The sequence below is a fragment of the Pedobacter planticolens genome (genome assembly GCF_014172375.1).
Lineage (GTDB): Bacteria > Bacteroidota > Bacteroidia > Sphingobacteriales > Sphingobacteriaceae > Pedobacter > Pedobacter planticolens.
Window position 1 is genome coordinate 1,612,373 of record NZ_WNXD01000002.1, and the last position, 23,445, is coordinate 1,635,817.

General features: G+C 36.0%; 38 protein-coding genes. 35 read left to right on the forward strand and 3 right to left on the reverse strand.

Annotation, left to right across the window (positions count from 1 at the left end):
* The 34 genes from GM921_RS15840 to rplQ all read left to right on the forward strand — a co-directional run bounded on the left by GM921_RS15840 (nucleotide 1) and on the right by rplQ (nucleotide 19,182).
* Nucleotides 1-1,350: a beta-ketoacyl-[acyl-carrier-protein] synthase family protein gene (locus GM921_RS15840; protein ID WP_182923603.1), complete on the forward strand. Its 1,350-nt coding sequence runs from the start codon at nucleotides 1-3 to the stop codon at nucleotides 1,348-1,350.
* Nucleotides 1,351-1,352: 2 nt separating this feature from the next.
* Entirely contained in the window at nucleotides 1,353-1,775 is a 423-nt protein-coding gene (locus GM921_RS15845; protein WP_182923604.1) for a holo-ACP synthase, read from the forward strand.
* A 141-nt stretch (nucleotides 1,776-1,916) separates the two neighbouring features.
* Nucleotides 1,917-2,435 (forward strand): lysophospholipid acyltransferase family protein, encoded by a 519-nt coding sequence (locus GM921_RS15850; protein WP_235969853.1) that lies wholly within the window; start codon nucleotides 1,917-1,919, stop codon nucleotides 2,433-2,435.
* A 100-nt stretch (nucleotides 2,436-2,535) separates the two neighbouring features.
* Nucleotides 2,536-3,372 carry a sulfite exporter TauE/SafE family protein gene (locus tag GM921_RS15855; protein ID WP_182923606.1) on the forward strand — a complete coding sequence of 279 codons (837 nt, stop codon included), beginning with the start codon at nucleotides 2,536-2,538 and terminating at the stop codon, nucleotides 3,370-3,372.
* A complete protein-coding gene (locus GM921_RS15860) occupies nucleotides 3,369-3,764 on the forward strand; it encodes a DUF1634 domain-containing protein (RefSeq protein WP_182923607.1) in 396 nt (131 codons plus the stop codon). The genes GM921_RS15855 and GM921_RS15860 overlap by 4 nt, the downstream gene beginning before the upstream one ends.
* Before the next feature lie 183 nt (nucleotides 3,765-3,947).
* Entirely contained in the window at nucleotides 3,948-4,565 is a 618-nt protein-coding gene (gene rplC / locus GM921_RS15865) for a 50S ribosomal protein L3 (RefSeq protein WP_182923608.1), read from the forward strand.
* Nucleotides 4,566-4,569: 4 nt separating this feature from the next.
* The gene (rplD, locus tag GM921_RS15870) at nucleotides 4,570-5,199 is read left to right on the forward strand and encodes a 50S ribosomal protein L4 (RefSeq protein WP_182923609.1); all 630 of its coding nucleotides are present in this window, start codon (nucleotides 4,570-4,572) and stop codon (nucleotides 5,197-5,199) included.
* Nucleotide 5,200: 1 nt separating this feature from the next.
* Nucleotides 5,201-5,491 carry a 50S ribosomal protein L23 gene (gene rplW / locus GM921_RS15875; protein WP_182923610.1) on the forward strand — a complete coding sequence of 97 codons (291 nt, stop codon included), beginning with the start codon at nucleotides 5,201-5,203 and terminating at the stop codon, nucleotides 5,489-5,491.
* Nucleotides 5,492-5,514: 23 nt separating this feature from the next.
* Nucleotides 5,515-6,339 carry a 50S ribosomal protein L2 gene (gene rplB / locus GM921_RS15880; protein WP_182923611.1) on the forward strand — a complete coding sequence of 275 codons (825 nt, stop codon included), beginning with the start codon at nucleotides 5,515-5,517 and terminating at the stop codon, nucleotides 6,337-6,339.
* The gene (gene rpsS, locus GM921_RS15885; protein ID WP_055130480.1) at nucleotides 6,339-6,605 is read left to right on the forward strand and encodes a 30S ribosomal protein S19; all 267 of its coding nucleotides are present in this window, start codon (nucleotides 6,339-6,341) and stop codon (nucleotides 6,603-6,605) included. Before rplB ends, rpsS begins: the two co-directional genes overlap by 1 nt.
* 7 nt (nucleotides 6,606-6,612) lie before the next feature.
* Nucleotides 6,613-6,978, forward strand: coding sequence for a 50S ribosomal protein L22 (rplV, locus tag GM921_RS15890; RefSeq protein ID WP_182923612.1), 366 nt, complete (start codon nucleotides 6,613-6,615; stop codon nucleotides 6,976-6,978).
* 2 nt (nucleotides 6,979-6,980) lie between these two features.
* The gene (gene rpsC, locus GM921_RS15895) at nucleotides 6,981-7,829 is read left to right on the forward strand and encodes a 30S ribosomal protein S3 (RefSeq protein ID WP_182923613.1); all 849 of its coding nucleotides are present in this window, start codon (nucleotides 6,981-6,983) and stop codon (nucleotides 7,827-7,829) included.
* A 35-nt stretch (nucleotides 7,830-7,864) separates the two neighbouring features.
* A complete protein-coding gene (gene rplP, locus GM921_RS15900; RefSeq protein WP_173271958.1) occupies nucleotides 7,865-8,287 on the forward strand; it encodes a 50S ribosomal protein L16 in 423 nt (140 codons plus the stop codon).
* Between the two features lie 72 nt (nucleotides 8,288-8,359).
* Complete coding sequence (gene rpmC, locus GM921_RS15905) at nucleotides 8,360-8,569, forward strand: 50S ribosomal protein L29 (RefSeq protein ID WP_182923614.1); 210 nt, start codon at nucleotides 8,360-8,362, stop codon at nucleotides 8,567-8,569.
* A 13-nt stretch (nucleotides 8,570-8,582) separates the two neighbouring features.
* Nucleotides 8,583-8,837: a 30S ribosomal protein S17 gene (gene rpsQ, locus GM921_RS15910; RefSeq protein ID WP_055130475.1), complete on the forward strand. Its 255-nt coding sequence runs from the start codon at nucleotides 8,583-8,585 to the stop codon at nucleotides 8,835-8,837.
* A gap of 1 nt (nucleotide 8,838) precedes the next feature.
* Nucleotides 8,839-9,207, forward strand: a complete 369-nt coding sequence (gene rplN, locus GM921_RS15915; protein ID WP_041878524.1) for a 50S ribosomal protein L14 — start codon at nucleotides 8,839-8,841, stop codon at nucleotides 9,205-9,207.
* 1 nt (nucleotide 9,208) lies between these two features.
* Nucleotides 9,209-9,547: a 50S ribosomal protein L24 gene (gene rplX, locus GM921_RS15920; RefSeq protein ID WP_182923615.1), complete on the forward strand. Its 339-nt coding sequence runs from the start codon at nucleotides 9,209-9,211 to the stop codon at nucleotides 9,545-9,547.
* On the forward strand, nucleotides 9,547-10,113 hold the full coding sequence (gene rplE / locus GM921_RS15925) for a 50S ribosomal protein L5 (protein WP_182923616.1): 567 nt from the start codon (nucleotides 9,547-9,549) through the stop codon (nucleotides 10,111-10,113). Before rplX ends, rplE begins: the two co-directional genes overlap by 1 nt.
* Entirely contained in the window at nucleotides 10,113-10,382 is a 270-nt protein-coding gene (gene rpsN / locus GM921_RS15930) for a 30S ribosomal protein S14 (RefSeq protein WP_173271964.1), read from the forward strand. Before rplE ends, rpsN begins: the two co-directional genes overlap by 1 nt.
* Before the next feature lie 160 nt (nucleotides 10,383-10,542).
* Nucleotides 10,543-10,941 carry a 30S ribosomal protein S8 gene (gene rpsH, locus GM921_RS15935; RefSeq protein ID WP_055130471.1) on the forward strand — a complete coding sequence of 133 codons (399 nt, stop codon included), beginning with the start codon at nucleotides 10,543-10,545 and terminating at the stop codon, nucleotides 10,939-10,941.
* 18 nt (nucleotides 10,942-10,959) lie between these two features.
* Nucleotides 10,960-11,517, forward strand: a complete 558-nt coding sequence (gene rplF / locus GM921_RS15940) for a 50S ribosomal protein L6 (RefSeq protein WP_182923617.1) — start codon at nucleotides 10,960-10,962, stop codon at nucleotides 11,515-11,517.
* Nucleotides 11,518-11,522: 5 nt separating this feature from the next.
* A complete protein-coding gene (gene rplR, locus GM921_RS15945; RefSeq protein ID WP_173271969.1) occupies nucleotides 11,523-11,876 on the forward strand; it encodes a 50S ribosomal protein L18 in 354 nt (117 codons plus the stop codon).
* A gap of 18 nt (nucleotides 11,877-11,894) precedes the next feature.
* Nucleotides 11,895-12,413 carry a 30S ribosomal protein S5 gene (gene rpsE / locus GM921_RS15950; protein ID WP_090992916.1) on the forward strand — a complete coding sequence of 173 codons (519 nt, stop codon included), beginning with the start codon at nucleotides 11,895-11,897 and terminating at the stop codon, nucleotides 12,411-12,413.
* A gap of 4 nt (nucleotides 12,414-12,417) precedes the next feature.
* A complete protein-coding gene (gene rpmD, locus GM921_RS15955; protein ID WP_182923618.1) occupies nucleotides 12,418-12,597 on the forward strand; it encodes a 50S ribosomal protein L30 in 180 nt (59 codons plus the stop codon).
* A gap of 104 nt (nucleotides 12,598-12,701) precedes the next feature.
* A complete protein-coding gene (rplO, locus tag GM921_RS15960) occupies nucleotides 12,702-13,148 on the forward strand; it encodes a 50S ribosomal protein L15 (protein WP_182923619.1) in 447 nt (148 codons plus the stop codon).
* A gap of 3 nt (nucleotides 13,149-13,151) precedes the next feature.
* Nucleotides 13,152-14,486: a preprotein translocase subunit SecY gene (secY, locus tag GM921_RS15965; RefSeq protein ID WP_182923620.1), complete on the forward strand. Its 1,335-nt coding sequence runs from the start codon at nucleotides 13,152-13,154 to the stop codon at nucleotides 14,484-14,486.
* A 77-nt stretch (nucleotides 14,487-14,563) separates the two neighbouring features.
* The gene (map, locus tag GM921_RS15970) at nucleotides 14,564-15,349 is read left to right on the forward strand and encodes a type I methionyl aminopeptidase (protein WP_182923621.1); all 786 of its coding nucleotides are present in this window, start codon (nucleotides 14,564-14,566) and stop codon (nucleotides 15,347-15,349) included.
* A gap of 71 nt (nucleotides 15,350-15,420) precedes the next feature.
* Nucleotides 15,421-15,639 carry a translation initiation factor IF-1 gene (gene infA, locus GM921_RS15975; protein ID WP_008244555.1) on the forward strand — a complete coding sequence of 73 codons (219 nt, stop codon included), beginning with the start codon at nucleotides 15,421-15,423 and terminating at the stop codon, nucleotides 15,637-15,639.
* A gap of 8 nt (nucleotides 15,640-15,647) precedes the next feature.
* Nucleotides 15,648-15,764, forward strand: a complete 117-nt coding sequence (gene rpmJ / locus GM921_RS15980; RefSeq protein WP_010599887.1) for a 50S ribosomal protein L36 — start codon at nucleotides 15,648-15,650, stop codon at nucleotides 15,762-15,764.
* A gap of 71 nt (nucleotides 15,765-15,835) precedes the next feature.
* Nucleotides 15,836-16,213: a 30S ribosomal protein S13 gene (gene rpsM, locus GM921_RS15985; RefSeq protein ID WP_182923622.1), complete on the forward strand. Its 378-nt coding sequence runs from the start codon at nucleotides 15,836-15,838 to the stop codon at nucleotides 16,211-16,213.
* Nucleotides 16,214-16,323: 110 nt separating this feature from the next.
* Nucleotides 16,324-16,713: a 30S ribosomal protein S11 gene (rpsK, locus tag GM921_RS15990; RefSeq protein WP_182923623.1), complete on the forward strand. Its 390-nt coding sequence runs from the start codon at nucleotides 16,324-16,326 to the stop codon at nucleotides 16,711-16,713.
* A gap of 65 nt (nucleotides 16,714-16,778) precedes the next feature.
* Nucleotides 16,779-17,387 (forward strand): 30S ribosomal protein S4, encoded by a 609-nt coding sequence (gene rpsD / locus GM921_RS15995; protein ID WP_182923624.1) that lies wholly within the window; start codon nucleotides 16,779-16,781, stop codon nucleotides 17,385-17,387.
* A 78-nt stretch (nucleotides 17,388-17,465) separates the two neighbouring features.
* Entirely contained in the window at nucleotides 17,466-18,458 is a 993-nt protein-coding gene (locus tag GM921_RS16000) for a DNA-directed RNA polymerase subunit alpha (protein ID WP_090992908.1), read from the forward strand.
* Between the two features lie 136 nt (nucleotides 18,459-18,594).
* Nucleotides 18,595-19,182, forward strand: coding sequence for a 50S ribosomal protein L17 (rplQ, locus tag GM921_RS16005; protein WP_182923625.1), 588 nt, complete (start codon nucleotides 18,595-18,597; stop codon nucleotides 19,180-19,182).
* Between the two features lie 84 nt (nucleotides 19,183-19,266).
* Here the strand turns inward: rplQ and GM921_RS16010 are convergent, their stop codons facing one another.
* Both GM921_RS16010 and GM921_RS16015 read right to left on the reverse strand, forming a co-directional pair.
* Nucleotides 19,267-19,896, reverse strand: coding sequence for a gluconate 2-dehydrogenase subunit 3 family protein (locus GM921_RS16010; RefSeq protein WP_182923626.1), 630 nt, complete (start codon nucleotides 19,894-19,896; stop codon nucleotides 19,267-19,269).
* 2 nt (nucleotides 19,897-19,898) lie between these two features.
* A complete protein-coding gene (locus tag GM921_RS16015) occupies nucleotides 19,899-21,635 on the reverse strand; it encodes a GMC oxidoreductase (protein WP_182923627.1) in 1,737 nt (578 codons plus the stop codon).
* A 118-nt stretch (nucleotides 21,636-21,753) separates the two neighbouring features.
* Between GM921_RS16015 and GM921_RS16020 the strand changes: the two genes are divergently transcribed.
* Nucleotides 21,754-22,956 (forward strand): class I SAM-dependent methyltransferase, encoded by a 1,203-nt coding sequence (locus tag GM921_RS16020; RefSeq protein WP_182923628.1) that lies wholly within the window; start codon nucleotides 21,754-21,756, stop codon nucleotides 22,954-22,956.
* On the opposite strand, the gene GM921_RS16025 is transcribed toward GM921_RS16020, so the two are convergent.
* A complete protein-coding gene (locus GM921_RS16025) occupies nucleotides 22,957-23,313 on the reverse strand; it encodes a hypothetical protein (RefSeq protein ID WP_182923629.1) in 357 nt (118 codons plus the stop codon).
* Nucleotides 23,314-23,445: the final 132 nt, after the last annotated feature.

Genomic DNA, 23,445 nt, shown 5'->3' on the forward strand with positions numbered 1-23,445 from the left:
ATGGTAAGTCCCAATAGGAAGGTTGCGATTGTGGGCATAGGAGGTGTTTTCCCAAACTGTAAAGATTTATCGGATTTTAAACAACGCCTTTTTGCGGGTGAAAGTTTCATTAGAGAATGGGATGAAACACTTTTGTATGGAAGTAGCTTTCGGTCTAAAGTCTCTGGTTTCATTGATCCCAAAGATATAAGTATCGAAACGGCATATTGTTCGGTTGTAGAGGGTTATGCTAGAGAGTATATCGACACACTCAATCGCATTCCTGCTGGTAATATGGCAACATCAGATATGAGTGCAATAGGATCGATGCTCGGTGCTTTAGGTGCTATTGAAATGGCGGGCTGGACTGAAAGTGAAATCCAATCGGAACAAACTGGTGTTGTAATAGGAACCAACAATGGAGGGCATGCCTTGGAGCGTCCCGCATGGAAAGGTATATTTGAAAAGCAACAAAAAACAAGGTTAATGGGGGCACACTCTGCAATAAGAGTAATGGTGTACCGTGAGGCAGCAAATGTATCAGGTTTGATCAAAAATAAAGGAGTTTGCGAGTCTATCGGTTCTGCCTGTGCCACTGGTTTGGGAAACATCGGCTATGCCTATCGGCTCATCAAATTCGGATTGCAGGATAGGGCAATAGCTGGGGGCTCTGAAGGAAACTCTATCGAAACCTTTGCAGGGCTCGATGCCATGGGTGTACTTAGTCGTGGCTTTAACCCAGAAGAAAGCTCTCGTCCATTTGATAAAGATCGGAAAGGGCTCGTGTGTTCTTTTGGGAGTGGAGTTGTAGCACTCGAAGAGTATGAAATGGCAAAAGCTAGAGGAGCAAATATTCTGGCCGTAATAGATAGTTATTTCAACAACGTTGATGGAGATGGAGATTTATTTTTTCCATCATTTAGTGGACAAAAGCGTTTATGGAAGGGTATGTTAGACCAACATCCTGTAAGGCCAGACGTGGTGAAAGTGCATGGCACCTCTACAAGAGCTGGCGACCCAGTCGAATTATTTAGCGTGGTTGATGTGCTTGGAGATCAAGGTTATCATATTTCTGCTCCAAAATCCCAATTTGGTCACACGCTAGGTGCTGCAGGAGCCATAGAACTAATTACAGCGGTAATGATGCTACAAGAGCAGAAAGTACTTCCTTGCCTGAATGCAAATAATTTCAATACCGAACTTGAACCATTGCAGCGAACAGCTGAATGGGATGGGCCAAACTACCCTATAAACCATTATAAGCATCTTATTTCCAACAAAATCGTTGAAAAAGAAATTAACCAGATTGTATGTTTGAATTATGGTTTTGGTGGTGCAAATAGTGCAATGTCTATTTCAAAGCCCAGCTAAACATGACAGATGAGCAATTAGGAATTGTTGAAATGCCTTCATCTACCCGAAAATTCGCGGTTGGAAATGATTTGGTATTGCTTAGTGAATTTGAACTGTCATTCAATAAATTATTTGAAGCAAAAATTTATACCGGAAATGAAATCAAATATTGCACTTCATTTTCAAATTCGATGTTGAGGTTTGCCGCTACATGGGCAGCGAAAGAAGCGGTTTATAAAGCAGTAAAACAAATAGATGCTCGACCCCTAAGTTTAAAAAAAATAGAAATCAAAAGAAATGAAATTGGAGGTATCCCAATTGTTGTTCTCCATAGCCACTTTGATAGCTCTTATAGCATTAGCTTGTCGATAACACATGACGGCGCATACGCTTGGGCAGTAGCCATTGTAGAAATAGACAAAGAACAAGTTAGAATCCATTAATGTATGATTATAAAGGGGAGGCCTCTGAGCAATTTGTTATTTAAACTAGTTACTAGCCTAATCGGTATCATTCTCGAGGCAAGATTCAACAAAATAGTCATTAAACCAATAGAGATCAAAGAAGGTCATTCGTATTTGTTGATGTGCAATCATTTTAGCTTTCTAGATGGCGCAATGGCACTATATCTCTCCAAAAAAGTATTTGCAACTAATGATAGATTAAAAACATTTCAAGTTATGGTGTTAAAGGGGCAGATGAAGAAACGTAAATGGCTCAAATATCTCGGTGGATTTTCGGTAGCACCCGGAAGCCGTTCTATTAACGAAAGCTTAGCGCATGCTAGAGAGGTACTATCAAAACCTGGAAATTTGTTGCTTTTATATCCTCAGGGCAATTTAGAAAGTATGTATGTGAGGAAAATTGTTTTTCAGGATGGTATCAATCAAATCTTGCCTAGAGTAGAAGGTGATTGCCAAATCATATGGACAAGCATTTTGATTGAATATTTCGAAAGTTTTAAGCCTTCACTTCATTTCAGTATGCTCGATTGCGGTACCAACTCAGATTTCGATTTTGATACGATTACCAATAGAGTTAATGCGTATCATGAAACAGCAATGAAACGACAGTTCAGATTTACTAATGAAGATGAAAAATAGCGTTTTAATGCGTTAATGTCCATAAAGCACACCTTTTTGGTAGTTTACTTAATGTAAATTATTCTAGGTTAAGCGAAGTAAGGCGGGTATATTTGCCAGCATGTCGGTATTACTTTTTACCATTATTGTATTAGTTGGCGCTTTCCTTGCGGGATTATTAGGTTCCCTAACAGGTCTTGGTGGAGGAGTAATTATTATACCCTTATTAACTTTAGGTTTAGGAGTTGATATACATTATGCAATTGGAGCTTCGATTATCTCAGTAATCGCAACATCATCAGGTTCTGCAGCAGCTTATGTTAAAGAAGGAATTACAAATGTAAGAATTGGGATGTTTTTAGAAATAGCAACTACTGCAAGTGCGATAGTGGGTGTAGTTATTGCTACATATATCAAAGCAGATTATATCATTGTTATTTTTGGAGTCATTTTATTGTTCTCTGCATTTATGATGCTCCGTAAAAAAATAGATCATTCTAATAATGAGAAAACAAGTGTCCTTGCCAATTACTTTAAATTAAATGGTAGTTATCCAACAGAAAATGGGGTAAAACAATATGCAGTTCATCATGTCGTGGGTGGTTTTGCAATGATGTTTATTGCGGGCACATTGTCTGGTCTTTTAGGAATTGGCTCAGGCGCTCTAAAAGTAATAGGTATGGATAACATTATGAAAATACCTTTTAAGGTCTCTACAACAACTAGTAACTTCATGATTGGCGTTACAGCATCGGCAAGTGCATTAGTTTATTTGCATAAGGGGCAAATCGATCCAGCTATCGCAATGCCTGTAACTATTGGAGTAATTACTGGGGCAACTATTGGCGCAAAAATTTTGCTTAGGACTAAAACAGATAAATTGAAAGTAATATTTGCAGTTGTAGTTACTTTTTTAGCGCTTCAAATGATTTACAAGGGACTAACAGGTGGAGCATGAGTAGGCAAATCAAACATTATTTAGGAGATAAAGATGTTCAGATTATACTGGGTACATTATTACGTGTAGGAGTAGTGGTTTCTACAGGTGTAGTTTTAATTGGTGGAATAATCTTTTTAATGAAGCATACTCATCAACCAATATCTTATTCAGATTTTAAACCAGAAGAGGCAAAATTTTCTTCGGTAGCCGAAATATTTAAAGGTTTAAAAACGCTCGATGGCCTTGCTATTATTCAATTTGGAGTTTTACTGCTCATCTTTACGCCGATAGCCAGAGTAGTTTTTTCTATTTTCAGTTTTTTAATGGAAAAAGATTATATGTATGTCCTTATCGGGACAATTGTATTGTGTGTGATTATCACCAGTTTATACCTCGACGTAGCTCATTAAAGCCGTTTTTTAAGCTATTGTGCTGACACTTAGAAAAATAATCACAATTATTTGAAAAAATAATGAGCTAACTATTTGAAAATTAAGAATTCTTTCCTATTTTTGCCGTCCCTTAGCGGGGAATGTATATCCACCTTGAACGAAGCCCTACTGCTTCGATGGGTGTTAAATTTAAAATAGAAAATGTCAGGTATTATTGGAAAAAAAGTAGGAATGACCAGCATTTTTGACGCCGAAGGAAGGAATATTCCTTGTACGGTGATCGAAGCTGGACCTTGTGTTGTAACACAAGTTAAGACCGAAGAGAAAGATGGTTACGTATCAGTTCAACTAGGATACGATGAAGCCAAAGCAAAAAACACTACCCAGCCTCTAAAAGGCCACTTTGCGAAAGCAAACACAACTCCGAAACGTAAATTGGTAGAATTTGAGCAGTTTGAAGCATCACTTAATTTAGGTGATACAGTTACTGTTGATATTTTTGCTGAAGGCGATTTTGTTGATGTAGTTGGTACTTCAAAAGGTAAAGGTTTTCAAGGTGTTGTAAAACGTCACGGTTTTGGTGGTGTGGGTGGTCAAACTCACGGTCAACATAACAGATTGCGTGCTCCAGGTTCATTGGGTGCTGCATCTTATCCGGCTCGCGTATTTAAAGGTATGCGTATGGCAGGAAGAACTGGTGGAGACAGAGTAAAAATTCAAAACTTACAAGTATTGAAAGTTTATGCTGAGCAAAACCTAGTTGTAGTTAGTGGTTCCATTCCAGGAGCTAAAGGTTCTTACGTAATCTTAGATAAGTAAGCAGATGGAAGTTAAAGTAGTAAACATAACAGGAAAAGAGACAGGTGCCAAGGTGCAACTTCCTGAGTCGGTATTTGGAATTACTCCAAGCGATCACGCGATTTATTTAGATGTAAAACAGTATTTGGCTAACCAACGTCAAGGAACTCATAAATCTAAACAACGTAACGAAATTGCAGGTTCTACCCGTAAATTATATAAACAAAAAGGTACAGGCGGTGCACGTGCTGGAAGCATAAAATCACCATTGTTCAATGGTGGTGGTCGTGTTTTTGGTCCACAGCCAAGAGACTATAGTTTTAAATTGAACAAGAAATTAAAATCATTAGCACGTAAATCAGCTTTATCATACAAAGCAATTGATAACAGCGTGGTAGTGTTAGAAGATTTCACGTTTGATAGCATTAAAACTAAAAACTATATCAATTTAGTTAATGCATTAAATTTAGCTGGAGAGAAAACGTTATTAGTTTTACCTGCACAAAATAACAATATCTATTTATCAAGCAGAAATATTCAGAAAGCAAAAGTAACTACTGCTGATCAGTTAAATACTTATGATGTATTAAACGCTGGTAAACTTTTGTTAACTGCAGATTCGCTTAAAACATTGGAGGAGGCATTTGCCAAGTAATATGGAAATTTTACAAAAACCAATATTAACCGAAAAAGCTTCTGCATTAACTGAAAAAGCTAACCGTTTTACTTTCAGAGTAGATCACAGAGCTAACAAGTTGCAGATTAAATCGGCCATCGAAAAAATGTATGGAGTGAACATTGTTGCCTTAAACACTATGGTGGTTGTAGGTAAAATGAAATCAAGAAATACTAAAGGTGGTATTGTATCGGGACGTAGCCCGAAATATAAAAAAGCTATTGTAACATTGAAAGATGGCGAAACAATAGATTATTACGCGAATATTTAATAAGAATTGAATAATTTATAACTATGGGCTTAAGAAAATTTAAACCAGTCACTCCGGGAACCCGTTTTAGGGTAGGCGCAAGCTTTTCGGAGATTACAGCAACCAAGCCCGAAAAATCATTGGTTGTATCTTCTAAGAAATCGGGAGGTCGTAACAATACAGGAAAGATGACTATGCGCTACATGGGCGGTGGTCACAAAAAATCTTACCGTTTAATCGATTTTAAACGTGATAAGTTTGATATCCCTGCAACAGTAGCTACTGTTGAATACGATCCAAACCGTACCGCTCGTATTGCATTATTGCACTACGTAGATGGCGAGAAGCGTTACATTATTGCTCCTGAGGGATTGCAAGTAGGACAGACAGTGCTTTCGGGTGACAAAGCTACTCCAGAAGTAGGAAACACTTTGAAATTGGCAAATATCCCTTTGGGATCTATTGTACACAATTTAGAAATTCATCCTGGTAAAGGTGCTCAATTAGCACGTAGCGCAGGTGCTTATGCACAGCTTGCAGCTAGAGATGGTAAATATGCAACTATTAAAATGCCATCAGGCGAAGTAAGATCTATCTTAGTTACCTGTTTAGCAACAATTGGTGCAGTTTCTAACTCAGATCACGCTAATGAAGTATTAGGTAAGGCAGGACGTAGCCGTTGGTTAGGTCGTCGCCCTAGAACTCGTCCAGTAGCGATGAACCCAGTAGATCACCCGATGGGTGGTGGTGAAGGTCGCTCTTCAGGAGGTCAACCTCGTTCAAGAAACGGAGTTTACTCTAAAGGCTTCAAAACCCGTACACTGAAAAAATACTCAAATCGTTTCATCATAGAGAAAAGGAAGAAATAATGGCTCGTTCGATAAAAAAAGGACCTTATATTGACCATAACGTAGAGAAGAAAGTAGTCTCTATGAATGATTCAGGCAAAAAGTCTGTGATCAAAACTTGGTCTCGCAGATCAATGATCTCACCAGATTTTGTGGGTCATACATTTGCAGTACACAACGGAAATAAATTTATTCCGGTATACGTAACAGAAAACATGGTTGGTCACAAACTAGGAGAATTTGCTCCAACCAGAACATTTAGGGGTCACTCTGATAAGAAAAAATAATTAAGAGATGGAAGCATTAGCGAAATTAAACAATTGTCCAACCTCACCACGTAAAATGCGTTTGGTTGTAGATCTAATCAGAGGTGAGCGTGTTGAGAAAGCATTAAGCATTTTGAAATTTACCAATAAAGAAGCAGCAATAAGAGTTGAGAAACTTTTGTTATCAGCGATCAAAAATTGGGAATCGAAAAATGAAGGTTCTCGCCCTGAAGAAAACCAATTATACGTGAAAACGATAATGGTAGGCGGTGGTCGTCAGTTAAAAAGATTAAGACCAGCTCCTCAAGGTCGTGGTTATAGAATACGTAAGCGTTCAAACCATGTTACTTTGGTAGTAGATAGTAAAAACGTTGAAACTAAAACTAATTCATAAACATGGGACAAAAAGCAAATCCAATAGGTGCTAGATTAGGAATCATCAGAGGATGGGATTCTAACTGGTTCGGAGGCAACAACTATGCTGATAAATTAGTTGAAGACGAAAAAATAAGAAAATACCTTTCAGCTCGTATTGCAAAAGGTGGTGTAGCTAAAGTAGTAATCGAACGTACGTTAAAACGTATCACTGTTACTATCCACACAGCTCGCCCAGGTATTGTAATCGGTAAAGCAGGTGCTGAGGTTGATAAAATCAAAGAAGAGTTAAAGAAATTGACTAAAAAGGAAATTCAAATTAACATCTTTGAAATTAAACGCCCAGAACTTGATGCACAATTAGTTGCAGAAGGTGTTGCAAAACAACTTGAGGCTAGAATCTCATTCCGTAGAGCAATGAAATCTACTATCGCATCAACAATGCGTATGGGTGCAGAAGGTATCAAAATAATGACTTCAGGTCGTTTAGGTGGTGCTGAGATGGCTCGTAGCGAACAGTATAAAGAAGGAAGAATTCCTTTGCATACATTCCGTGCAGATATTGATTATGCATTAGCAGAAGCATTAACAACTTATGGTAAAATAGGTGTTAAAGTTTGGATCTGTAAAGGCGAAGTTTACGGTAAACGTGATCTTTCTCCAAACATCGGCGCTGCGAGCAATGCTCCAGGCAAAGGTGGCGACAGACCTCAAGGTGCTTTCGGTGGCCGTGATGGCGGTAGAGATAACAGAGGCGGCGGAGACAGAAGAAACGACAAACGCCCAGGTGGTGGTCGTCCAGGTCAAGGCGGTGCTGGTGCTGGAAGAGATAATAAAGGTGGTGGTGCCAACAGAGGTCCACGCAAATAGTTAACAAGATCGTTTAACGATAATATTAAAATAAAATGTTACAGCCAAAAAGAACGAAGTTCAGAAAGATGCAAAAAGGCAGAATGAAAGGTTTAGCAACTCGTGGTGCTGAATTATCATTTGGTTCTTTCGGGATTAAATCTTTAGAGGCAACTTGGATTACAAGTCGCCAGATAGAAGCAGCCCGTATTGCGGTAACTCGTTTCATGAAACGTGAAGGTCAAGTTTGGATTAGAATATTCCCGGACAAACCGGTGACTAAGAAACCAGCTGAGGTACGTATGGGTAAAGGTAAAGGTGCTCCAGAATATTGGGTAGCTGTTGTTAGACCCGGACGTATAATTTTTGAGGCAGAAGGTGTTCCAATGGAAATTGCCAAAGAAGCATTAAGACTTGCAGCTCAAAAATTACCAATTCAAACAAAATTTGTAGTACGTAGAGATTACGTAGAAGCATAAAAAAGTTGTGGGATCAATGTTGTAAATAACTTGTTGTTATAACCGCTAGACCCAGACATAAAAATTAATAAAATGAAGAACTCAGAAATCATAGGGCTTTCAAAAGAAGAACTAGTAGCTAAGATTGCAGAAGAAAAAGAAAACTTGGTAAAGTTAAAATTTGCACACACAATTTCGGCTATAGAAAATCCTACCCGTATCACTAAGGTAAGAAAAGACATCGCCCGATTAACTACTGAATTGACTAAGCTTAATGCTCAGTCTGCAACTGAAACTAAATAACTTTAGAGTCGAAATGGAAAGACAATTAAGAAAAACAAGAACCGGGTTGGTGGTAAGCAACAAAATGGATAAATCTGTTGTTGTAGCGGTTGAGCGTAAAGTGAAACACCCGATCTATGGTAAGTTTGTTAAGAAAACTACCAAATTTATGGCTCACGACGAAAAGAACGAATGTGGTATCGGTGATACTGTATTAATTCAAGAAACTCGTCCGCTGAGTAAAAACAAGAACTGGAGATTAGTACAAATTTTAGAAAGAGCTAAATAAGATGGTACAACAGGAATCACGATTAAACGTAGCCGATAATAGCGGCGCAAAACAAGTACTGGTTATCCGTGTACTTGGTGGAACTGGCAAAAGATATGCTTCTATAGGTGACAAAATTGTTGTTACTGTAAAAAGCGCTTTGCCATCTGGTAACATTAAAAAAGGAACAGTTTCTAAAGCAGTAGTAGTAAGAACCAAAAAAGAAATCAGACGTAAGGATGGTTCTTATATTCGTTTTGATGACAATGCAGCAGTATTGTTAAATGCACAAGATGAGCCACGTGGTACACGTATTTTTGGCCCGGTTGCAAGAGAACTGCGTGAGAAACAATTCATGAAAATTGTATCATTAGCACCGGAGGTATTATAATATGAAAAAAGAAGTAACACAAGCCAAAGTAAAAATCCGTAAAGGAGATTTAGTTAAGGTGATAGCTGGCGATTCAAAAGGCCAACAAGGTAAAGTACAAGAAGTATTGGTTGCCAAAAGTAGAGTTGTTGTAGAAGGTATTAACCTTGTATCAAAACATACTAAACCAAATGCTGCTACACCAAATGGTGGTATAATTAAAAAAGAAGCTGCTCTTCATATTTCTAACGTACAGTTAGTTGATCCAAAATCTGGTAAAACTACTCGTGTTGGTCGTAAATTAAACGCTGACGGAAAATTAGTTAGAGTTGCTAAAATATCAGGGGAGGAAATCAAATAATGGCATACGTACCAAGATTAAAAAGCAAATATAAAGAGGAAATTGTAACTGCTCTTAAAGATAAGTTCAATTACAAAAGCATTATGCAAGTTCCTAAATTAGAGAAAATTGCCATCAACCAAGGTGTTGGCCGTTATTCTGTAACTGACAAAAAAGTTATGGATAGCTCTATCTTAGAAATGAGTACAATTGCTGGTCAACAAGCTGTAGGTGCAAAATCTAAAAAAGATATCTCAAACTTTAAATTACGTAAAGGTATGCCAGTAGGTGTACGTGTAACTTTACGCGATAATAACATGTATGAGTTCTTAGATAGATTAATTTCTGTAGCTTTGCCTCGTATCCGTGATTTCAAAGGTATCAATGATAAAGGATTTGATGGAAAAGGTAACTACACTTTAGGTGTTACTGAGCAAATCATTTTCCCAGAGATTAACATCGACAAAATCAGCAAGATTTTAGGTATGGACATTACATTTGTAACGTCTGCTGCTACTGATGTTGAGGCATTGGAACTTTTAAAACAATTTGGATTACCATTTAAAAATCAAAAAACAGAGCAATAATGGCAAAAGAAGGTGTAAAAGCTCGCGAAGTTAAGCGTCAAAAATTGGTTGCTAAATATGCAGATAAACGTGCTGAATTAAAAGCAGCAGGTGATTTCGCAGGATTAGATAAATTACCTAAAAATTCATCGGCAGTGCGTTTGCATAACCGTTGTAAATTAACAGGTCGTCCTCGTGGATATATGCGTACTTTTGGTATCTCAAGAGTAACTTTCCGCGAAATGGCTTTAGACGGTAAAATACCAGGAGTTAGAAAAGCTAGCTGGTAATTACGGAGTTATAAATTTTGAGTTATAAGTTGTAAGTTGTATTTTTGCAGCCCTTACAACTTATAGCTCATTGTATATATAGCTACAAATAGAATTTTAACCGATAGCAGGTCCCAAAGCCGAGTGGCAAAAAGGATACCACTATCACAAATAAATAATAATGAATACAGATCCAATCGCAGATTATCTGACACGAGTGAGAAATGCTATCAAAGCTAATCACAGAATTGTAGAAATCCCTGCATCAAACCTTAAAAAAGAAATTACAAAAGTTCTTTTTGACAAAGGTTACATCGCAAACTACAAGTTTGAAGACACTAATGCTCAAGGCGTAATTAAAATCGCTTTAAAGTACAATGCAATTACTAAAATCTCGGCTATCCGTACGTTAACTCGTATTAGTAAACCAGGTTTACGTCAATATGCTGGTGTAGAAAACATGCCAAGAGTATTAAATGGTTTAGGTATAGCAATCTTATCTACTTCTAAAGGTGTAATGACCGATAAAGAAGCAGCCAAATTAAACATTGGCGGTGAGGTATTGTGTCACGTTTATTAATTAAAGGAGGATAGCACAATGTCAAGAATAGGAAAAAATCCAATTAATATCCCGGCAGGCGTAACTATAACTGTTTCTAATGATAATTTAGTAACTGTTAAAGGTCCAAAAGGAGAGTTATCTCAACAAGTAGATACAGATATTATAGTTAAACAAGAAGATAATGTTTTAACTGTTAGTCGTCCAACTGAACAAAAAAGACATAAAGCCCTTCACGGGTTATATCGTTCTTTAATTAACAACATGGTTGTTGGTGTTACAGAAGGTTATAAAATAGAACAAGAATTAGTAGGTGTGGGTTACCGTGCTACTAACCAAGGTAATACTTTGGATCTAGTTTTAGGTTATTCTCACCACTATGTATTCCAGTTACCAACAGAGATTAAAGTAACCACCACATCTGAAAAAGGTCAAACTCCTAAAATTATTTTAGAGAGTATTGATAAACAATTGATAGGTCAAGTAGCAGCAAAAATCCGTTCGTTACGTGCTCCAGAGCCATATAAAGGTAAAGGTATCAAGTTTGTTGGTGAAGTGTTAAGAAGAAAAGCAGGTAAATCAGCTTCTAAAAAATAATTAAAATGGCAGGAAAAAAATTATCTCGTAGAGATCGTATCAAAAAAGGTATCAGAAAAAGACTTACTGGTTCTGAGAGCCGTCCACGTTTATCAGTTTATAGAAGCAATAAAGGTATTTATGCTCAAATCATTAACGATGTAACTGGTAATACAATAGTTTCAGCATCTTCTTTATCTAAAGATTTTACTGGTAAAGGAAACAAATCTGATCAGTCGGTAGCAGTAGGCAAGTTAGTTGCTGAAAAAGCAATCGCAGCTGGTGTTAAAGAAGTTGTTTTCGACAGAAATGGTTACTTATACCATGGTCGTGTTAAATCGCTAGCAGAGGGTGCTCGCGAAGCTGGTTTAGTATTTTAATCTAAGAAATAGGATAAGATGTCAACTATCAATATAAAAAGAGTTAAGACTAGCGAAATCGAATTGAAAGATCGTTTAGTTAGCATACAACGTGTTGCCAAAGTAACCAAAGGTGGTCGTACTTTCAGTTTCTCAGCCATTGTGGTTGTTGGAGATGAAAACGGTGTTGTTGGTTATGGTTTAGGTAAAGCGAAAGAGGTTACAGAAGCTATTGCTAAAGGAATTGATGATGCAAAAAAGAACTTAGTAAAAGTTCCAATCTTGCATGGTACTGTTCCTCATGAGCAAATCGGTAAATTCTCTGGAGGTTTTGTTTTAATTAAACCTGCAGCTGTAGGTACCGGTGTAATTGCTGGTGGTGCAATGCGTGCTGTATTAGAGAGTGCTGGTATTCATAACGTATTAGCAAAGTCAAAAGGTTCATCAAACCCACACAACGTGGTAAAAGCAACAGTAGATGCTTTAACTAAAATGCGTGATGCTTATACAGTAGCTCAGCACCGTGGTGTAGATTTAAATAAAGTTTTTAACGGATAATATCATGGCTAAAATTAAAATTACCCAAGTAAAAAGCATTATCGATAGAAGCGAACGCCAAAAAAGAACAATGAAAGCATTAGGTTTAACTAAAATGAACCAAAGTGTAGAAGTTGAGGCTAACGCTGCCATTATTGGGATGGTAAGAAAAGTTAATCACTTAGTAGCGATCGAAGCTATTTAATTATTAAAATCTGTTTGGAAGAGTTAGCTCTTTTAAACAGATTTTTATTTATTTATCGTTGTCCCTGATTAGTGAAAGCGAAGGGCAACACAACAAGTTTAACAATGAACTTAAGTAATTTAAAACCTGCAAAAGGGTCTATTAAAAAAATTAAAAGAATTGGTCGTGGTCAAGGTTCTGGTCGTGGTGGTACATCTACTCGTGGTCATAAAGGAGCTGGTTCACGTTCAGGTCACAAAACTAAAATCGGTTTTGAAGGTGGTCAAATGCCATTACAACGTCGTGTGCCTAAGGTTGGTTTCAAACCAATTAACCGTACAGAATATGTTGGTGTAAACTTAGACGTACTTCAAGGCTTAGCAGAAAGATTTAATTTAACTAAAATAGATTTTGCTGCTATTCAAGAGCATGGTTTAGCTTCTAAAAATGACTTAGTAAAAATCTTAGGTCGTGGTGAAGTTAAAGCTAAATTAGAAGTTACAGCTCATGCTTTTTCTGCAACTGCACAAAAAGCTATCGAAGCTGCTGGAGGCTCAATCGTAAAATTGTAATTAATGAAGAAGCTATTTACTACTTTCAGTAATATTTGGAAAATACAAGAATTAAAAGAACGTATTCTTTTTACGTTAATGATTCTTGTTATCTACAGGTTCGTTTGTCAAGTGGTTCTACCAGGTGTAGACCCAGCTCAGTTAGTGAATACCCAAAAAACTGGCATTTTAGGTTTATTAGATATGTTTGCAGGTGGTGCTTTTTCTAAAGTATCTATTCTTGCATTAGGTGTAATGCCTTATATCTCTGCCTCTATTGTGGTTCAGTTATTAGGTATTGCAGTGCCTTCTTTCCAAAAAATGCAAAAAGAAGGTGAGAGTGGCCGAAAAAAACTAACTCAAATTACACGTTATCTAACTGTAGCTATTACAGCTGTACAAGCTGTTGGATATGTTAAAACACAAGTTCCTCCTGAAGCAATTTTGATAGATCATACTATGTTCTATGTGCTTTCTGGATTTGTGTTAACTGCAGGAACGTTATTTGTAATGTGGTTAGGTGAAAAAATAACGGATAAAGGTATAGGTAATGGTACATCATTAATTATTATGGTGGGTATTATTGCTCGTTTACCATTAGCATTGAAACAAGAGATTGAATCAAGGTTTACCGGTAATGAAGGCGGTATGATTATGCTTGTATTAGAAATCGTTGCTTTATTTGCTGTTGTAATGTTCACTATTCTTATTGTACAAGGTGTACGTAAAGTACCTGTACAATACGCTAAGAGAATTGTTGGCAACAGACAAGTTGGCGGTGTTAGACAATATATTCCATTAAAAGTGAATGCGGCTGGTGTTATGCCAATCATTTTTGCACAAGCATTAATGTTTATTCCAAATGCTTTAATTGGTTTGTTTCCTAAATTGACGGATAGTTGGTTGCATCAGTATACTGATATTACGTCAGCAACATACAGCTTAACTTTTGCATTTTTAATCATTGCATTTACCTTCTTCTATACAGCAATTACAGTTAATCCAACACAAATGTCTGATGACATGAAGAAGAATGGAGGATTTATTCCAGGTATTAAACCAGGTTTAGCTACTTCTTCTTTTATAGATGATGTAATTTCTAAGATTACTTTCCCAGGATCGTTATTCTTAGCTATTATTGCTATTCTTCCTTCGTTTGCTGTTAAAGTTGGAATACAACAAGAATTTGCTCATTTCTTTGGGGGTACTTCTTTATTGATTTTAGTAGGTGTAGTATTAGATACCTTACAACAAATTGAAAGTTATCTATTAATGCGTCACTATGATGGATTAATGAAAACAGGTAGAGTTACTGGTCGTACAGGTATTCCTGCAGGCGGTAGCAACGCTGTACTTTAGAAATAGCAGAAGTAGTAAATTATAGAATAAGCATTATGCATAACATTCTATAATTTACTCATTCAAAATTAGAAGACATGTCAAAAATTTATTATAAATCTCCGGAGGAGATAGAATTAATAAGAGAAAGTTCTTTACTTGTTTCAAAAACACTAGCTGAAGTTGCTAAGGTAATTGCACCTGGAGTTACAACACTTGCACTAGATAAATTAGCTTTCGAGTTTATTAAAGATCATGGAGCAATACCAGCTTTTTTAAACTATGGCGGTTTTCCTAATTCATTATGTATATCACCTAATGAGCAAGTTGTACATGGTTTTCCAAATGAATACGTTATCAAAGAAGGAGATTTAATCTCTGTTGATTGCGGTGTAATCAAAAATAATTTCTTCGGAGATTCTGCTTATACATTTTCGATTGGAGAAGTTGATGCTGAAAAGCAAAAGCTAACCAAAGTAACTCAAGAGTGTTTAGCTCTAGCAATAGAAAAAGCGGTTGTTGGTATGCGAATTGGTGATATCGCATTTGCGGTACAAAACCACGCAGAGAATAATAGCTTTGGTGTAGTAAGAGAACTTGTTGGACATGGTGTTGGAGTAAAACTACACGAAAAACCCGAAGTACCTAATTATGGTAAAAGAGGTAGTGGAATTAAATTAGAAGAGGGTATGGTAATTGCCATCGAGCCAATGATTAATGCGGGAACTGCTGCAGTAAAATTTTGGTCTGATGGATGGACAGTAACCACCAAGGATAATAAACCTTCAGCACATTTTGAACATACGGTTGCTATCAAAAAGGGGAAAGCAGATGTTTTATCGACCTTTTCACTGATTGAAGAAGTTTTAAAAGAAAAAAAGTAAAAAGTTAAAAATTTTTATTTAATTTTGCAACCCTGTTTAGTAGCAGCTAATTAAGTAAAAATCAATATAATATGGCTAAACAAGCCTCAATTGAACAAGACGGAGTAATAAGAGAAGCATTGTCGAATGCTATGTTTCGGGTTGAACTCGAAAATGGTCATGAGATTATTGCTCACATTTCAGGAAAAATGAGGATGCACTACATCAAAATTTTACCTGGAGATAAAGTTAAATTAGAGATGTCACCTTACGATTTATCAAAGGGTAGGATCACTTATAGATATAAATAAATATTATAATGAAAGTTAGGTCATCAATTAAAAAACGTAGCGCTGATTGTAAGATTATTCGCCGTAAAGGAAAACTTTACGTAATTAACAAGAAAAATCCTAAATACAAACAACGTCAAGGGTAATTAAAGAATATTGTAATGTACCGTACAACGGTGGCCCGCCGTTCGGAATTACTTAAAACATAAAAATAAATATGGCAAGGATTTCAGGTATTGATTTACCAAGAAACAAAAGAGGTGAGATCGGATTAACTTATATCTACGGAGTAGGTAGATCAACTGCACAGCAAATTTTAACTGAAGCAGGTATTGATTTCAACAAAAAAGTACAAGACTGGTCTGATGATGAATTATCAGCTATTCGTACAATCATTAATGATGGTATTAAAGTAGAAGGTGCATTGCGTTCTGAAGTTCAATTGAACATCAAACGTTTAATGGATATCGGTTGCTATCGTGGTTTACGTCACAGAAAAGGTTTACCTGTTCGTGGTCAACGTACTAAAAACAACTCTCGTACTCGTAAAGGAAAGAGAAAAACAGTTGCTAACAAGAAAAAAGCTACTAAGTAATAACTGATAAGTGATCTTAATGGTTACTTGGAATAAAATAAATTAAAATAGTTAATGGGTCCGGGTTATTCGTTAATCCAGTAATTCACTAACTGATAATTAAAGCAAAAATGGCTAAGAGTAAAAAAGTTACCAAAAAGCGTATTGTTGTTATTGAGTCTGTAGGTCAGGCGCATGTTAACGCTACGTTTAACAACATCATTATTACGTTAACAAACAATAATGGTCAAACTATTTCATGGTCTTCAGCAGGTAAAATGGGTTTTAAGGGTTCAAAAAAGAACACTCCATACGCTGCTGGACAAGCTGCATCTGATTGCGGTAAAGTAGCATTTGACTTAGGTTTACGTAAAGTGGAAGTATTTGTTAAAGGTCCAGGTTCAGGCCGCGAGTCTGCAATCAGAACTTTACAAATTGCAGGTATTGAAGTAACATCGATTAAAGATATTACTCCACTTCCTCACAATGGATGTCGTCCTCCTAAGAAAAGAAGAGTTTAATTAATCATTTTTAAAGCTAAGAGTCGGCGGCTTTAGGTTGCACGATACTTTAAAATCACAAACAAATGGCAAGATATACCGGACCAAAGTCCAAAATAGCCCGTAAGTTCAGAGAGCCAATTTTCGGCCCTGACAAAGTATTAGACAGAAAAAACTATCCTCCTGGTCAACATGGCGCTTCAAAAAGAAGAGGAAAGCAATCTGAGTACGCAGTGCAGTTAATGGAAAAACAAAAAGTAAAATACACTTATGGTGTGTTAGAAAAGCAATTCCGTAACTTATTTACTAAAGCTTCATCTCGCGAAGGTATCACTGGTGATAACTTATTGCAATTATTAGAAGCACGTTTAGATAATACCGTTTATAGATTAGGTATTGCTCCAACCCGTTCAGGCGCACGTCAATTGGTTAGCCACAAACATGTAACTGTTAATGGTGAGGTTGTAAATATTCCATCATATCAATTAAGAGCTGGAGATGTAATTGCAGTACGTGATAAATCTAAATCATTAGAAGCAATCACAAATTCTGTAGCAGGAAGAGTAATCAATAAATTTAATTGGTTAGATTGGAATGCAAGCGAGTTAACTGGTAAGTTTTTAACTTATCCTAACCGTGATGAGATCCCAGAAAACATTAAAGAGAATTTAATCGTCGAGTTGTACTCGAAGTAATAAATTTAGTTAAAGCCTTAATGGCTTTAACTTTTTTACGTTACACAAAAATTAATAAACGATCTAAAAACATTATAAATGGCAATTTTAGCATTTCAGAAACCCGATAAGGTAATCATGCAGAAATCAACTGATTTCGATGGTCAATTTGAATTTCGTCCTTTAGAGCCCGGTTTCGGTGTAACAATTGGTAACGCCTTGAGAAGAATTTTACTTTCTTCTTTGGAAGGTTTTGCTATTACAAGTATTCGTTTTTCAGGCGTTTCTCACGAATTTTCTACTATGAAAGGTGTTGTAGAAGATTTAACGGAAATCATCTTAAACTTAAAACAAGTACGTTTTAAAAAAGTAGGTGATTCTGGAGATTCGGAAAAAGTATTCATCATTGTAAACGGTCAAGATCAATTCTTAGCTGGTGATATTACAAAATTCTCTAACAATTTCGAGGTGTTGAACCCTGATTTTGTAATCTGTAACATGGAGAAATCAGTTACTTTAGAGGTAGAATTAACTATCAATAAAGGACGTGGTTATGTTCCAGCAGAAGAGAACAAAATTACTGATACAGTAGTTGGTGTAATTGCAATCGATTCGATTTTTACTCCAATGAAAAATGTAAAATATACGATTGAAAATTATCGTGTTGAACAAAAAACAGATTACGAGAAATTAATTTTAGATATTTCTACTGATGGATCTATCCACCCAGAAGAAGCTTTAAAAGAAGCAGCTAAAATTTTGATCCAACACTTTATGTTATTCTCTGATGAGAATTTAGTTTTAGAATCTCAAGCTAAGGAAGAAACTAAAGAAGTTGATGAAGAAATTTTACACATGCGTAAAATCCTTAAAACAGAATTGGTTGATTTAGATCTTTCAGTTCGTGCTTTAAACTGCTTAAAAGCAGCGGATATTCGCACTTTAGCTGATTTAGTTTCTTACGATGTTGCTGATATGTTAAAATTCAGAAACTTCGGTAAAAAATCTTTAACTGAAATTCAAGAATTGGTAAAATCTAAACAATTATCGTTTGGAATGAACCTTTCTAAATTCAAGTTAGACGAAGAATAAAAAGCAGTTTTCAGTTTTGAGTTTCAGTTGTGAAATTGTGCTCAAGGCTCGGAATATAGTATTAATTAAATATTCACTGTGTATAATTCCCTCAGATTAATTTCAAAGAGACGGTATACACTTTACAAAACAAAAAATGAGACACGGTAAAAAACACAACCATTTAGGCAGAACTACATCGCACAGAAAAGCGATGTTGGCTAACATGGCTTCATCATTAATTAAGCACAAGAGAATTTCAACTACTTTAGCGAAAGCAAAAGCTTTACGTGTGTATGTTGAACCAATTATTACAAAATCTAAAAACGATACTACTCACTCTCGTCGTATTGTATTCTCTTACTTGCAAGATAAAGAAACAGTAACTGAATTGTTTCGTGATGTAGCTGCGAAAGTTGCTAACCGTCCAGGTGGTTATACTCGTATTATCAAGTTAAACAATCGTTTAGGTGATAATGCTGAAATGGCATTAATTGAGTTAGTTGATTATAACGAAGTTTACGGTCAAGATGCTGCAGCTGCAGAGAAGAAAACTACACGTAGAGGTAGAAGCAAATCAACTAAAACTGCTGCTCCTCCTGCAGAAGCAAAAGCTCCAAAAGCTGAAACTGTAGTTGAAGAGGCTGAAGTTGTTGAAGAGGCAGCACCAGCTGTTGAAGAAACTCCTGCAACTGAAGAAGCTACTCCTGAAGCAAATGCTGATGAAGAAGCTCCTAAAGCATAGTTAAAATTTTAACTAAAAATATAAAACCCTTTAGGAATTTCCTGAAGGGTTTTTTGTTTAATTTGAAAACTGGTTTAAGTGTTTCTATACTTTTACATTTTCCATTCCATATTGTTTTAAAACATCATCTGGAACGCCAGGCCATTGATTTGGAACATTACCTACGTATCCAATATCTTTAACGCCCATTTCAGTTGTATAAAAACCAGAGGCAGTAAGACTTCTCATTCTATTAAAGAAAGATACACCAGCTTGCATTTCTGGTTTTGCTTTTTTAGGATAAGCAATTTCATCAACAATGCTAATTTGCTCTTTAGTTGATGCTTCTACAAAAGGCTTTTCATATCTATTGAAACATTGAATATCCAACCATTTTAAACCGCCACGCATCGGTATTTGATGTTCTGGCATGTCTTTCACAATAAATTCTATAAATTCTGGAACTTTTGCATCGGAAGCACTTCCTGAAACACCATCTTTCGGAATAATTATATTGGCTAGAACTGTAATGGTAGCCATTTCATGTTTGGTGAAAAAGGTTTCCGATTTCAATTTTTCATCTCTTTCGGTTTCCCATTGTTCACGACCTGCTTCTTTTTCAGTTTTAGTAGTAGCAGCTGCAGTATCAGTCGCTGGCTGTTTGCAAGCTTCGAGTAATACAGTTGTGGTTAATGCTGTAAGGCCTATTGCCTTTAGTGAATCACGTCTATTCATGATTAAATATTTTGTTTTTTCTTTTCTGCTAAAATATATTCTGCTGTTCTCATTGCCAATGCAAGAATTGTCCATGTTGCATTTTTATCACCTTGCTGCACAAATGGTCCAGCATCAACTACAAATAAATTTTTACAATCATGTGCTTGACAATATTTGTTCAGTGCTGATTTTTTAGGATCATCACCCATTCGAATTGTTCCAACTTCATGGATGATTTTACCAGGAGCCTCTAGTCCATAATTAGTTTCAGGGCCTTCGATTTTCGATGTAACAACTGCATCCATTTCTTTCATTATCGATAAGAAAGTTTCTTGCATATGTTTAGCTTGTAAAATTTCTTCTTTTGCCCATTTATAGTGAAATCTCAAAACTGGAATTCCGAATCTGTCGACCACATTTGGATCGATTTCACAGTAATTATCTTCTCGGGCAATTGCAGTTCCACGACCAGCCATGCCAACGCCAGTGCCATAAAAGCGACGATAATCATCTTTTAAGGATGCTCCATATCCACCAGCTTCTTTCATTTTGCCATTTCTATCTGGAACCATACCATTCATAGTTGATACTCCTCCGCCAAAACCATAAGAAGGCATGCGCATTCCACCTCCATATTCGATATGGTAACCACGAGGGAAATCTAATTTTTTATTGTCTAACCACCATGGAGAGTAGATATGAACGCTACCTACACCATCTTCATTATATCTTTTTCTATCTAATAATTGAGGAAGAAATCCTGAAACGCTTGCACCTGTAGAATCGTGAAGATATTTCCCAACAACCCCACTATTATTTGCTAAGCCATTTGGATGTTGTGAAGATTTTGAATTCAACAAAATTCTGGCCGATTCGCAGGCACTTGCTCCTAAAATAACCAATTTGGCATTTACCTGATATTCTTGCAAATCTTTTCTATTTACATAAGAAACACCTTTTGCAGTACCGTCTTTGTCGGTAATTACTTCTCTAACCATAGCGTCAGTAATTACAGTTAAATTACCAGTATTTACAGCAGGAATTACCAAGCAAGATGAAGAAGAAAAATCGCCATAGACTTTGCAACTTCTTCCGCACTGACCGCAATAAAAGCAAGGTGCACGGTCTTTATTCCCTTTAATTTCTTCGGTCATTACGGCACCTCTACCAGTTATTACTCTAACGCCAGCTTTTTCTGCACCTTTTTTAATGAAAAGCTCATTCAATCTTGGTTTAGGTGGTTTCATGAAAATCCCATCAGGTTCATTTTCTATCCCTTCAGCAGTACCGTAAATCCCTATCATCCGATCAACTTTATCGTAAAATGGTTTTACATCAGCATAAGTAATTGGCCAAGGATCTGTTAACCCGTCTGTTGGTTTAAAATCTATTGGACCCATTCTTAAAGAAATTCTTCCCCAATGATTTGTGCGACCGCCTAACATACGTGATCTGAACCATTCAAATTCGGTTTTATCTTTAGTTGTGTAGGGCTCGCCATCTAATTGCCAACCACCATAAGAGGCATCAAAATCTCCAAATGGACGCGTTGTTCCTGCACCACGACGAGGTGATTCCCAAGGCCATTTCATTTGTTGGGCATCAATTCTTGGATCGAAATATTGACCAGCTTCGAGCATTAAAACTTTTTGCCCTGCATTTGCTAATACATAGGCTGCCATTCCTCCACCTGCTCCTGAGCCAACAATGATGGCATCATAAACTGTGGAAGATTTTTTTATTTGAAAATCACTCATTATAAATGGTTAGAAATTTAACGATATCCTAATTTAAAGCTTAATTTTGTCAAATGGAAACGTTAGACAAGCTATTTTAATAATGTAGCCATAATGTTAAGTAAATCGATTTATATATATGAGTAATAGCGATATTCTGCTGAAGTTTACCAGTATTTTAAAATCAAGTATTTCAAACTCTAGTTTTATAAAACTCTCTCTAGGAAATTATCAGGGGAATGATAAAGAACTAAAAAATCTTTACATCAGAAAAGTAAAGATTAAAAGAGTAGATATGCTTTCGTTTAATTACCGATACAAAACGAGGGATATTTTTAAAAATTTCCCTGTTGAAGATGGTATTGGTAAAGTAATGCAATACATCAGTAATGATTTTAAAGTTTGTACGCTATTTACTACTGATGAAGAAACGATAATTGAACATACTAAAAAAGGAGAAATCGTAATCCGCTCTAAGAAGAATGTACAAGCATTACAAGTTTCCACTTCGCATAATAAAGAGAAAAAACGCATAATAAAACCAGAGGGAAATGCTTATTTGCATGCATTGAAGATTACTGATGCGGAAGGAAATGTGTTTAAAAATGCCCAGGATAAATACAAACAGATTAACCAATATATTGAGATTTTAAGTTCGTTAATTAAGGAGTTGCCCGAAGGAACCATCAAAAATGTGGTAGATATGGGTTCTGGAAAGGGTTATTTAACCTTTGCTTTGTATGATTATCTACATCAACAGCTTAACTTAAAAGCTAAAGTTACCGGCGTAGAATTTCGAGAGGATTTAGTGAATTTATGTAATGAGATTGCTAAGCAGTCTAATTTTGAACAACTGCATTTTGTTGAAGGAACTATTGAAGATTATAATGTAAAAGACATTAATTTATTAATTGCTTTACACGCCTGCGATACGGCTACGGATGATGCGATTTTTAAAGGAATAAATGCGGGAGCTGAATTAATTGTTGTTGCACCTTGCTGCCATAAACAGATTAGAAGAGAAATAGAAAAACACAAAGTGAAAAACGATATTTCTTTTTTAACTAAATATGGGATTTTCTTAGAACGCCAAGCTGAAATGGTTACTGATGGAATTAGAGCTTTGATTTTAGAATATTATGGTTATAAAACTAAAGTATTCGAGTTTATTTCTGATGCACATACGCCGAAGAATGTTTTGGTAGTAGGAGTGAAGCCCCTAAATCCCCTAAAGGGGACTTCTAAAGAGAAACGTAAAGAAGAAATTTTACAAAAAATTAAAGAAACTAAGGCTTACTTCGGGATAGATTATCATCATTTGGAGAGGTTGATGAAAATTTAATTAGAATTTAACGATTGCTGTATCCTTTTTCACTTCAATATACATTGAATATGCTAACGACCGACCGTTAGTATAATATCCTGTTTTTATTAAATGATATTTCCCATCTTGCTTATAACTTAGACGATATTCACCATCAATTTTATTTTTTGCCATATTTAAATTTCCAAATTTTCCTTCATAAATATCAATACTTGGAAAAAATAGAGAATCTAAGTTTTCAGATGTTGTAATTTTAACATTTGAAATAGGGGTGTTTGAAGCATTTAAAATTTGAACTTTTATCGATTTATTACCTAATGGACTAACGCAGCTTATTAATAAAATTGCGATGAAGAAAAATAATAGGTATTTCATATTCTGGATTTCCTTTTCGACTAAAATTTAAAGAGTTTGTTACGGCTTTGCTTTTGTGTCCGTTGGCTGAAGCCAACGGCAATGAAATATGGAATGCTTGATATAAATGAAACATCATTGCCGTCGGTTTTA

Bases quoted from the DNA above. Each gene is read 5' to 3' on its own strand.
- rpsS (WP_055130480.1), top strand. From the start codon at position 6,339: ATGGCTCGTTCGATAAAAAAAGGACCTTATATTGACCATAACGTAGAG.
- rplP (WP_173271958.1), top strand. From the start codon at position 7,865: ATGTTACAGCCAAAAAGAACGAAGTTCAGAAAGATGCAAAAAGGCAGA.
- rpsH (WP_055130471.1), top strand. From the start codon at position 10,543: ATGAATACAGATCCAATCGCAGATTATCTGACACGAGTGAGAAATGCT.
- rpmC (WP_182923614.1), top strand. From the start codon at position 8,360: ATGAAGAACTCAGAAATCATAGGGCTTTCAAAAGAAGAACTAGTAGCT.
- rplV (WP_182923612.1), top strand. From the start codon at position 6,613: ATGGAAGCATTAGCGAAATTAAACAATTGTCCAACCTCACCACGTAAA.
- infA (WP_008244555.1), top strand. From the start codon at position 15,421: ATGGCTAAACAAGCCTCAATTGAACAAGACGGAGTAATAAGAGAAGCA.
- rplX (WP_182923615.1), top strand. From the start codon at position 9,209: ATGAAAAAAGAAGTAACACAAGCCAAAGTAAAAATCCGTAAAGGAGAT.
- rpmD (WP_182923618.1), top strand. From the start codon at position 12,418: ATGGCTAAAATTAAAATTACCCAAGTAAAAAGCATTATCGATAGAAGC.
- GM921_RS16000 (WP_090992908.1), top strand. From the start codon at position 17,466: ATGGCAATTTTAGCATTTCAGAAACCCGATAAGGTAATCATGCAGAAA.
- rplE (WP_182923616.1), top strand. From the start codon at position 9,547: ATGGCATACGTACCAAGATTAAAAAGCAAATATAAAGAGGAAATTGTA.
- rplB (WP_182923611.1), top strand. From the start codon at position 5,515: ATGGGCTTAAGAAAATTTAAACCAGTCACTCCGGGAACCCGTTTTAGG.
- map (WP_182923621.1), top strand. From the start codon at position 14,564: ATGTCAAAAATTTATTATAAATCTCCGGAGGAGATAGAATTAATAAGA.
- rpsQ (WP_055130475.1), top strand. From the start codon at position 8,583: ATGGAAAGACAATTAAGAAAAACAAGAACCGGGTTGGTGGTAAGCAAC.
- rplN (WP_041878524.1), top strand. From the start codon at position 8,839: ATGGTACAACAGGAATCACGATTAAACGTAGCCGATAATAGCGGCGCA.
- secY (WP_182923620.1), top strand. From the start codon at position 13,152: ATGAAGAAGCTATTTACTACTTTCAGTAATATTTGGAAAATACAAGAA.
- rpsM (WP_182923622.1), top strand. From the start codon at position 15,836: ATGGCAAGGATTTCAGGTATTGATTTACCAAGAAACAAAAGAGGTGAG.
- GM921_RS15860 (WP_182923607.1), top strand. From the start codon at position 3,369: ATGAGTAGGCAAATCAAACATTATTTAGGAGATAAAGATGTTCAGATT.
- rpsN (WP_173271964.1), top strand. From the start codon at position 10,113: ATGGCAAAAGAAGGTGTAAAAGCTCGCGAAGTTAAGCGTCAAAAATTG.
- rplW (WP_182923610.1), top strand. From the start codon at position 5,201: ATGGAAATTTTACAAAAACCAATATTAACCGAAAAAGCTTCTGCATTA.
- rpsC (WP_182923613.1), top strand. From the start codon at position 6,981: ATGGGACAAAAAGCAAATCCAATAGGTGCTAGATTAGGAATCATCAGA.
- rplQ (WP_182923625.1), top strand. From the start codon at position 18,595: ATGAGACACGGTAAAAAACACAACCATTTAGGCAGAACTACATCGCAC.
- rpsE (WP_090992916.1), top strand. From the start codon at position 11,895: ATGTCAACTATCAATATAAAAAGAGTTAAGACTAGCGAAATCGAATTG.
- GM921_RS15850 (WP_235969853.1), top strand. From the start codon at position 1,917: ATGTGCAATCATTTTAGCTTTCTAGATGGCGCAATGGCACTATATCTC.
- rpmJ (WP_010599887.1), top strand. From the start codon at position 15,648: ATGAAAGTTAGGTCATCAATTAAAAAACGTAGCGCTGATTGTAAGATT.
- rpsK (WP_182923623.1), top strand. From the start codon at position 16,324: ATGGCTAAGAGTAAAAAAGTTACCAAAAAGCGTATTGTTGTTATTGAG.
- GM921_RS15845 (WP_182923604.1), top strand. From the start codon at position 1,353: ATGACAGATGAGCAATTAGGAATTGTTGAAATGCCTTCATCTACCCGA.
- rplF (WP_182923617.1), top strand. From the start codon at position 10,960: ATGTCAAGAATAGGAAAAAATCCAATTAATATCCCGGCAGGCGTAACT.
- GM921_RS15855 (WP_182923606.1), top strand. From the start codon at position 2,536: ATGTCGGTATTACTTTTTACCATTATTGTATTAGTTGGCGCTTTCCTT.
- rplD (WP_182923609.1), top strand. From the start codon at position 4,570: ATGGAAGTTAAAGTAGTAAACATAACAGGAAAAGAGACAGGTGCCAAG.
- GM921_RS16025 (WP_182923629.1), bottom strand. From the start codon at position 23,313: ATGAAATACCTATTATTTTTCTTCATCGCAATTTTATTAATAAGCTGC.
- GM921_RS16010 (WP_182923626.1), bottom strand. From the start codon at position 19,896: ATGAATAGACGTGATTCACTAAAGGCAATAGGCCTTACAGCATTAACC.
- GM921_RS16020 (WP_182923628.1), top strand. From the start codon at position 21,754: ATGAGTAATAGCGATATTCTGCTGAAGTTTACCAGTATTTTAAAATCA.
- rplO (WP_182923619.1), top strand. From the start codon at position 12,702: ATGAACTTAAGTAATTTAAAACCTGCAAAAGGGTCTATTAAAAAAATT.
- rpsD (WP_182923624.1), top strand. From the start codon at position 16,779: ATGGCAAGATATACCGGACCAAAGTCCAAAATAGCCCGTAAGTTCAGA.
- GM921_RS15840 (WP_182923603.1), top strand. From the start codon at position 1: ATGGTAAGTCCCAATAGGAAGGTTGCGATTGTGGGCATAGGAGGTGTT.
- GM921_RS16015 (WP_182923627.1), bottom strand. From the start codon at position 21,635: ATGAGTGATTTTCAAATAAAAAAATCTTCCACAGTTTATGATGCCATC.
- rplC (WP_182923608.1), top strand. From the start codon at position 3,948: ATGTCAGGTATTATTGGAAAAAAAGTAGGAATGACCAGCATTTTTGAC.
- rplR (WP_173271969.1), top strand. From the start codon at position 11,523: ATGGCAGGAAAAAAATTATCTCGTAGAGATCGTATCAAAAAAGGTATC.